The sequence below is a fragment of the Microbispora sp. NPDC046933 genome, from assembly GCF_040644635.1.
In the GTDB taxonomy this organism is placed as follows: Bacteria; Actinomycetota; Actinomycetes; order Streptosporangiales; family Streptosporangiaceae; genus Microbispora.
Map to the genome: position 1 here is coordinate 45939 of NZ_JBEYWW010000052.1, position 7336 is coordinate 53274.

The following is a 7336-nucleotide window of genomic DNA, read 5'->3' on the forward strand; positions in this document are numbered from 1 at the left end:
GCCCAGTAGATTCTGGGTCATGGGTCGGACGACACGATGGCGGCGCCGCCTGCTGTGGACGCTCGCCGTCGTCGTGGTGCTCGCGACGGCCGGCGTCGGCGGCGCGGGCTGGTACTACTCGGGCCTGGTGATCGATCCCGTCCACACCTCCGGTTATCCCCTGGAGGTGACGGCCGTCAGCGGCGACCAGGTCACGATCAAGGGCGGCGCCGACACGGCCGCCCCCGGCACGTACGGCCTGACCTGGGCGGACGGGAACGCACTGGTGGGACAGGTGATCGCGACCGGGGCCGGCGCGGTGACGAGGAAGGTCACCGAGGTCGTCAGGGGCGAGCTGCGTCCCGGGGTGCGCGCCTACCTCGACCGATGGATGTGGGGCCACGCGACCCCGGCCGCCGCGGGGGTGCCGTACACGGACGTGAGGATCCCCTCGCCGCTCGGCGACTTCCCCGGCTGGCGGACCGAGGGCACCTCGACGACCTGGGTGATCGCCGTGCACGGCCGCAACGGCGGCCCGGCCGAGGCGCTGCGCGTGCTGCCGGTTTTCCACAGCCTGGGGATGCCGGTGCTGGGCATCACCTACCGCAACGACGAGGGCGCCCCGGCGAGCCCGGACGGCAAGCTCCACCTCGGCGCCACCGAGTGGCAGGACGTGGCGGCCGCCATCACGTACGCCAAGGGCCAGGGCGCGACCGGGATCGTCCTGTACGGCTGGTCGATGGGCGGGGGCATCGTGCCGATGGCCGTACGCAACCTGCCCGGCGAGCCGATCACGGCCATGATCCTCGACAGCCCGGTCATCGACTGGCGGGCCCCCATCGCCCTCGGGGCCGAGCAGATGGGCGTGCCCGGCTTTCTCGTGCCGGTGGGCGAATGGGTCGTCGAGCGGCGCACCGGCCTGTCGTTCGACGACATCGACCACCTGCGGCACGCCCGCGAGTTCAGGATCCCCACGCTGGTCTTCGTGGACGACGGCGACGCGACCGTGCCGATCGGCCCGGCGCTGCGGTTCGCCGAGGCCCGCCCCGACATCGTCAGGCTCGTACGGACGAGCGGGGGCGGACACACGGGCTCCTGGAACGCGGATCCCGGGCGCTACGAGCGGGAGTTGAAGGAGTTCGTCACGTCGATCAGCCCGGGATGACGACGGTCATCGAACTGCCGACAAGGGTGAAGCCGAGCCGTTCGTAGACGCGCCTGGCCGGGTTGCCCTCGGACACGACCAGGCCCAGCCGCTCCCAACCGCCGGCCGCCGCCTCGTCCCGTACGGCGGCCAGCATGCGCGCGCCGAGGCCGGAGGGTGTGCGGGCGGGGTGGCGGAAGACCTCGACCACCCAGGGCCGATCGTGGAAGAGAGTGACCACGACGCCGCCGGCCACCGCGTCCTCCCCGTCCAGGGCGAGCAGGCTGCAGGGCAGGATCTCCCCGGTCACCTTCCCCTCCAGCAACGGGGTGAGAATGTCGCGCAACGCGGCGGCGTCGTCCACCGCACGGTGGTCGGGGTGGCCCGGCGGATAGGCCGCCCGCCACGCCGCGAACACCTCCTCGGCGGGCCGGTCGCAAGGCGCGAACCGGAAGCCCTCGGGCGCCCCGGCCTCGGCGGGCGGCGCCGTACGCAGCTCACAGGTCATCTCATGGGCGTGCCGCCGCACGCGGGCGCCGCGCGCGACGAGCGCCTCGCCCAGGTCGACCGGCCCCGCCACCGCCCAGCCCGGCAGCTTCGTCATGATCGCGTCGACCGCGCCCGGGCCCACGACCTCGACCAGATCGGCGCACGGCAGCCCGTACCGCTCGTCCTCGACATAGCTGACGGCCGGAGCCCCGTCCGGCCCGGCAAGAATCACTCGCTCCACAGGAGGGAGACTTCCCGAGCACGACGAGGCCGGGCAACACCTTTTCCGGGCCGCGGGACGGATCGGCCGGGGCCGCGGGCGCCTCCGCGTCCACCTGCGCGAACAGGAGGAGGCCAGGACCTTTGATGCCCGGTCCTCGCCTTCCCCGGCACGTCCGGAAAGACCGTCTTCCTCCGCGATTGAGCACGGAGCTCCGGAGATCGGCCCGGAAAAAGATGGCGTGGCCCGGGAACAACGGGTGCGTACACGTGGTTGGATGAAGCGTGGCCGGTGTGCAGGTGTCCCCGGGCCTCACCTAATTTGCCTTCGCGGACTACCGTTCGGCTGGAGCCGCGTTGTGCCTTTCGCCGAGAGGCGACCCGGCACCGGCACCACACGTGCGGGACCCCGGCAGGAGATCCTCCTGCCGGGGTCCTCGCGTTTCACGGGACCACTCGGGGTGAACCGTTCACTCCCGCAGGCCCTCTGACCCATGCGGATACCTCCCGTCTTACCCTTTGCATCCACTTTTGTCGGCGACGGGTGACAAGATGCGTCCGTGCCCGATCTGGATCCCCAGTCGATCGCCTCCTACTGGGACGCGGAGGCCGACACCTTCGACGACGAAGCCGACCACGGGCTGCACGACCTCCGGGTTCGCGCGGCCTGGGCGGGCCGGCTGCGGTCCTGGATGCCGCAGGCGCCCACCAACGTCCTTGACCTGGGCTGCGGCACCGGCTCGCTGACGCTGCTGCTGGCCGAGCAGGGACACCGGCCGGTGGGCGTGGACCTGTCTCCCAGGATGGCCGAGGCGGCCCGGCGCAAGCTCGCCGCCGCGGGCTTCACGGCGCCCGTCCTCACCGGCGACGCGAGCGAGCCGCCGGCCGCCGCCGGAAGCTCCTTCGACGTCGTCCTGGCCCGGCACCTGCTGTGGACCCTGCCGGCGCCGGAACGCGCGTTGCGCACCTGGATGGGTCTGCTGCGCCCCCACGGCCGGCTGATCCTCATCGAGGGCAACTGGCGGGCCTCCGGGGACGGCCCGCCGTACGTGCCGGGGGCCGGCTCCCTGCCCTGGCTCGGCGGGGTGAGCGCCGAGCCCCTCGTCGACGTGCTGCGGCCGTACGCCGCGAGCGTGCGGGTGGAGCCGCTGACCGATCCCGTGCTGTGGGGCAAGCCCGTCCACGACGAGCGGTACGCCGTCATCGCCCACCGCTGAGACTGCGCTTTCCCGCAAAACACGCAATGCCGAATCCGTAAACGTCTCGGCAATTAGTCGAAGCGCATTGTCCGCGGAATGCGGGGGCAAAACGGAGCCCGGTCATCGACGCCGTAACCGACACCCACGCCCATTGGCACACATGAAATGGCACAGCGAACGGCCCGGGAGGGGTCAACTTGCCTGGACGGGCTCCGGCGGCGTGTGCCAACGATTGAGATACGACCCGATCGCTGATCGGAGAGGAGTATCTCTATGCACGGCACTCGATTCTCATTACTGCTGGGTCCGGCAGTCCTGTCCGCCATCACGCTCTGGCCGGCCATCGCATCGGCCTCCACCGCCGCCCACCCGTCCGGCCTCGCCGCCGCGCTCAGCGCGCCGCGGGCCGAGGAGCCGGGCACCAGCCTCGGCGAACAGTCGGAGGAGGCGGGTCAGCAGAGCGGACGCGCGTACGAGGAGGAGAGCGGGTACGGGCGGGAGAGCGCCCAGAAAGGTTCATCGAGCGAGGAGTCGAGCGGCCAGTCCGGAAGCAACCTCGCCTACCACCACTCGCGGGCCTCGCTGCGCGAATCGTCGCTGCGCAGCAGCAGGCTGGCACTGCGCGAGCAGCCGTCGTACAGCCGTCCGATCAGCTACACGCGGACGATCACCTACCGGCGCCCGGTCACCGAGACGCGTATGGTGACCGAGAGCCGTCCGGTCACGTTCACCCGGCAGGTCACCTTCCGGCGCCCGGTCACCGAGACGCGGCTGGTCACCCGGATGCGTCCGGTCACCGAAACGCGTGAGGTGTCCTTCCAGCGCCCCGTGACCTACACGCGCATGGTCACCGAGAGCCGCCCGGTCACCCGCCAGGTGACCTTCCAGCGCCCGGTCACCCAGACGCGGTACATCACCGAGTCGCGTCCGGTGACGCGGTACGTCACCTACCAGCGCCCGGTGGTGCGCTACGTCACCGAGACCCGGCCGGTCACCCGCCAGGTGACCTACCAGCGGCCCGTCACCGAGACGCGGTACGTCACCGAGAGCCGTCCGGTGACCGAGCGGGTCACCTTCAGGCGCCCGGTCACGGAGACGCGCTTCGTCACGGAAAGCCGTCCGGTCAGCTACACGCGGATGGTGCCGGAGACTCACGAGGTGAAGTCCACGCACTTCGTCAGCGAGAGCCGTCCGGTCAGCTACACGCGGATGATGACCTACCGGCGTCCGGTCAGCGAGACGCGGTACGTCACCGAGTCACGGCAGATCAGCAGTTACAGCCGGCCCATGATGCGGTCCTCCAGCTCGGACTGCGACCCGTGAGCCGGGAAGCGAGGTCCTGACATCCAGTAGGGCCATGAGGGGCACGGGCGTTCCGCCCGTGCCCCTTCCGCGTGTCCGGGCGCTCAACGTCCCGCGCCCCGGAAGCTGCATTGCCTGGAGCTCCCCGCCGGCCGGTTCAGGTTCTCCCTCAGGCACCCTCCGTCGACGACGTTGGACACCCCGGGCAGTTCGCTCGCCGCCCTGGCCATGGCCAGGTGGTCGGCGCCGGGGGCGACTTTCAGGCGGAAGGACTCCGGCATGTCCTCAACCCTGATCACCTTCAGCAGCCTCGGATTCGTCTCGGATCTGCGGAAGTTCTCGAACGCCGTCCGCCGGTCCTCGAACACGATGGTCTTCACGTCGGAGCGGGCCTGGAGAGCCCGCTCGATGTTCTCCTTCTCCCTGTCGGTGGCCGCGCCGCCCTTGCAGTTCTCGAAGGGGGAGGAATTCGCACAGAGGTAGACCGAGACGTCGACCCCGTCCGACGAGGCTGCGGCGCCGCTCAGCGCCATCACGGCGAGGCTGACCTCCCGGGGGTCCGGAGACGGCTCCGCGAGCCGTGCCACGCCCACGATCGTGCCGGCCACCGCGAGGGCCGCGGCGGCGATCGCGAGGCCGCGCGGCCGGTTTCGGCGTGGCGCGGGCAGCGCGAGCACGCGGCCGTCGTCCCGCACCGTACGCGCGCGGGCCGCCATGGCGTCACGCAGCCGATCCTCGATGGTGCTCATGCCGCCTCCTCGCCTTCGGCTCCGAGAGCTCGGAGTCGGGTCGTGCCGCAGGCGCGCGGTTCAGCACCTCGCCGGGCAGTGCGTTCCCTGATTCGGTCGCTACGCTCGCTCATGCGTCCTCTCCCAGTTCGCGAAGGAGTCTGGCCAGGGCTCGTGCGGTCGTGGACCTGACGGTGCTCTGCCCCACCCCCATGACCAGGGCGATCTCGGAGTCCGCCAGGTCGAGGTAGTAACGCAGCACCAGCGCCTCCCGCTGCCGCCGGGGCAGCCGGGCCAGCGCCAGCAGCACCTGCCTGCGGGACTCGCCGAGAAGGACGGCGGTCTCCGCCGAGTCGGCCAGGTCGGTGACCCGCTGCGTCCGGCGCAGCATGACCGCACGGCGGCGCAGCACCGACCGCGACCCGTTGAGCACACAGGTCCTCAGATAGGCGAGCGTCAGGTCCGGGGGCCGCCGCCGGCCGTGCAGCCGGGCGAAGACGTCCTGCACCACGTCCTCCGCCGTCTCCAGGTCGCCGACGAGCAGCACCGCGAGCCGCACCAGGCCGACCCGGTGCTCGCGGTACAGGCCCGCGAGATCGGTCTCGGGAGGCGGCGCGGGCGGCGCGAGCGCCGTCGGCCGTAGGGATTCACGATCCATGCAGTGTGAACGCGCGCACCCGCCGATCCGCTGCTCGCGTCTCTCCGGCACTCCGCCGCTTCCGTGTTTCCGGCAGGTACGCGAGAAGGCCCCTCCGGATGCTCCCGGAAGGGCCTCGCGATTTCGTGACCTCACCTCACGGGCGTGGGCCGCCGGGAGACGTCGGCCCTACTCGCCCACGGGCGCGTCACTTCCCGCTGCTCTGCTCGCTCCCAGGCGTGCAGTAGGGGCAGAACGGCTCACGCTGGACGCAGACCTTGACCGCGTCGCTGTCGTTGGCCGGGTCGAGGTCGAGCTCCTTGCCGCCGACGGTGGCGGTGTTGACCGTCTCTCCGACCGCGGTGGCCTTCGCGTGGACGACCAGTGTGGCCGTCGCGCCACTGGCCAGCGTCCCCACGTTCCATGTTCCACCGGCGTACGCGCCGGTCGAGGGCGCGGCCGACAGGAAGGCCAGGTTGGCCGGCAGGGCGTCCTTGACGGCGACGCCGGTGGCGTCGTTGGGCCCGGCGTTGGCGACCGTGACGCGGTAGGTGACGGTCTCACCCACGGTGACCTCGGTCTTGTCCGCGGACTTGACCACGCTCAGGTCGACGGCCGGGTTGACCTCGGTCACGGCGTCACCGCTGGTGGAGGTCAGCGGCTCGGGCTCGGCGCCGAGCCGGTTCTCGTAGGCGACCGCGCCGCTGTTGACGACCTGCTTGCCCGCGACCGACCTGCCGACCTTGACCCGGAACTCCACGGTGGTGCCGTCCGGCAGGGTGGTGTCGTTGGCCAGCCGGCCCCCCGCCGTGCCCGTGGCGCCGTCTCCCAGCCTGAAGGAGATCGCACCGGTGGCCGCGTCGAACTCCGCCTGGTCGTCGCCGGCCTGGTCGGTCATGGCGCCGCTGCCCGGGCCGTCCACGACGCGCAGCGAGCCGGGCACGTAGGTGGTGCCGGCCGGGACCTTGTCGGTGAGCCGGACGTTCTGCGCGACGTCGCCGCCCTTGTTGACGGCGGTCAGCCGGTAGGTGATCTCGACGCCGACGTTCACCGGTCCCTTGGGACTGGCGGACTTGGTGACGACGACGCACGGCGGGGTGCCGAAGAAGATGTCGTCGAGGAAGTTGCCGATCGCGCCGTTCCCCCCGGCCGCCGAGACCGAGCGGAAGGCGAACCTTGTGGTCGTCTGCCCGGCGGGCACGGTGTAGCTGCCGTGGTAGCTGCCCCACTTCGCGGTGCCGTCGGACATGGTCCCCTGCTGGGCGGGGCCCGAGGGGGCGCCGATGTCCAGAGCCATCACGTCGGTGCCCTGACGTCCGCGGTGGGACAACCGCCAGTACAGCTTCTGCCCGGGGGTGGTCGGACGGTCCTGGTAGAGGGTCGAGACCTGGTTGGCGTTCAGCTCGGCGAACTGCGCGCCCTCCGCCGCCGGAACGCCCATGCGGGGGCTCCAGACCTCGATCCTGTGATCGGTGGCGGTCGTCCGCCAGCCCGGCACCGCGCCCGCGCCGCCCTGGGAGGCGTCGGGGAGCGACGCCCACGTGCCGGTGACGACGGGGTTCTCGAAACCGCCGTTGACCAACGCCACCTGCTCGGGGCACGCCGCGGGATTCGGCGCCGCGGCCCGCGGCGCCGCGGC

At 71.6% G+C, this 7336-nt stretch carries 7 protein-coding genes; 3 read left to right on the plus strand and 4 right to left on the minus strand.

Features of this window, described 5'->3' with window-relative positions; translation table 11 throughout:
- Positions 1 to 19: 19 nt before the first annotated feature.
- Positions 20 to 1144: a prolyl oligopeptidase family serine peptidase gene (locus ABZ857_RS40765; protein ID WP_357055150.1), complete on the plus strand. Its 1125-nt coding sequence runs from the start codon at positions 20 to 22 to the stop codon at positions 1142 to 1144.
- Here ABZ857_RS40765 and ABZ857_RS40770 read toward each other — a convergent pair.
- The gene (locus ABZ857_RS40770) at positions 1131 to 1853 is read right to left on the minus strand and encodes a GNAT family N-acetyltransferase (protein WP_357055153.1); all 723 of its coding nucleotides are present in this window, start codon (positions 1851 to 1853) and stop codon (positions 1131 to 1133) included. The two genes, ABZ857_RS40765 and ABZ857_RS40770, sit on opposite strands and share 14 nt — an antisense overlap.
- 538 nt (positions 1854 to 2391) lie before the next feature.
- Here ABZ857_RS40770 and ABZ857_RS40775 point away from each other — a divergent pair.
- Both ABZ857_RS40775 and ABZ857_RS40780 read left to right on the plus strand, forming a co-directional pair.
- Positions 2392 to 3048 (plus strand): class I SAM-dependent methyltransferase, encoded by a 657-nt coding sequence (locus ABZ857_RS40775; RefSeq protein WP_357055156.1) that lies wholly within the window; start codon positions 2392 to 2394, stop codon positions 3046 to 3048.
- Positions 3049 to 3303: 255 nt separating this feature from the next.
- Positions 3304 to 4353, plus strand: coding sequence for a hypothetical protein (locus ABZ857_RS40780; RefSeq protein WP_357055159.1), 1050 nt, complete (start codon positions 3304 to 3306; stop codon positions 4351 to 4353).
- A gap of 83 nt (positions 4354 to 4436) precedes the next feature.
- On the opposite strand, the gene ABZ857_RS40785 is transcribed toward ABZ857_RS40780, so the two are convergent.
- The 3 genes from ABZ857_RS40785 to ABZ857_RS40795 all read right to left on the minus strand — a co-directional run.
- Positions 4437 to 5081 carry a permease-like cell division protein FtsX gene (locus ABZ857_RS40785; RefSeq protein WP_357055162.1) on the minus strand — a complete coding sequence of 215 codons (645 nt, stop codon included), beginning with the start codon at positions 5079 to 5081 and terminating at the stop codon, positions 4437 to 4439.
- Between the two features lie 109 nt (positions 5082 to 5190).
- Positions 5191 to 5718: a sigma-70 family RNA polymerase sigma factor gene (locus ABZ857_RS40790; RefSeq protein WP_357055165.1), complete on the minus strand. Its 528-nt coding sequence runs from the start codon at positions 5716 to 5718 to the stop codon at positions 5191 to 5193.
- Between the two features lie 187 nt (positions 5719 to 5905).
- Positions 5906 to 7336, minus strand: a 1431-nt coding sequence (locus tag ABZ857_RS40795) for a DUF11 domain-containing protein (protein ID WP_357055168.1), incomplete at its 5' end; no start/stop codon positions are given.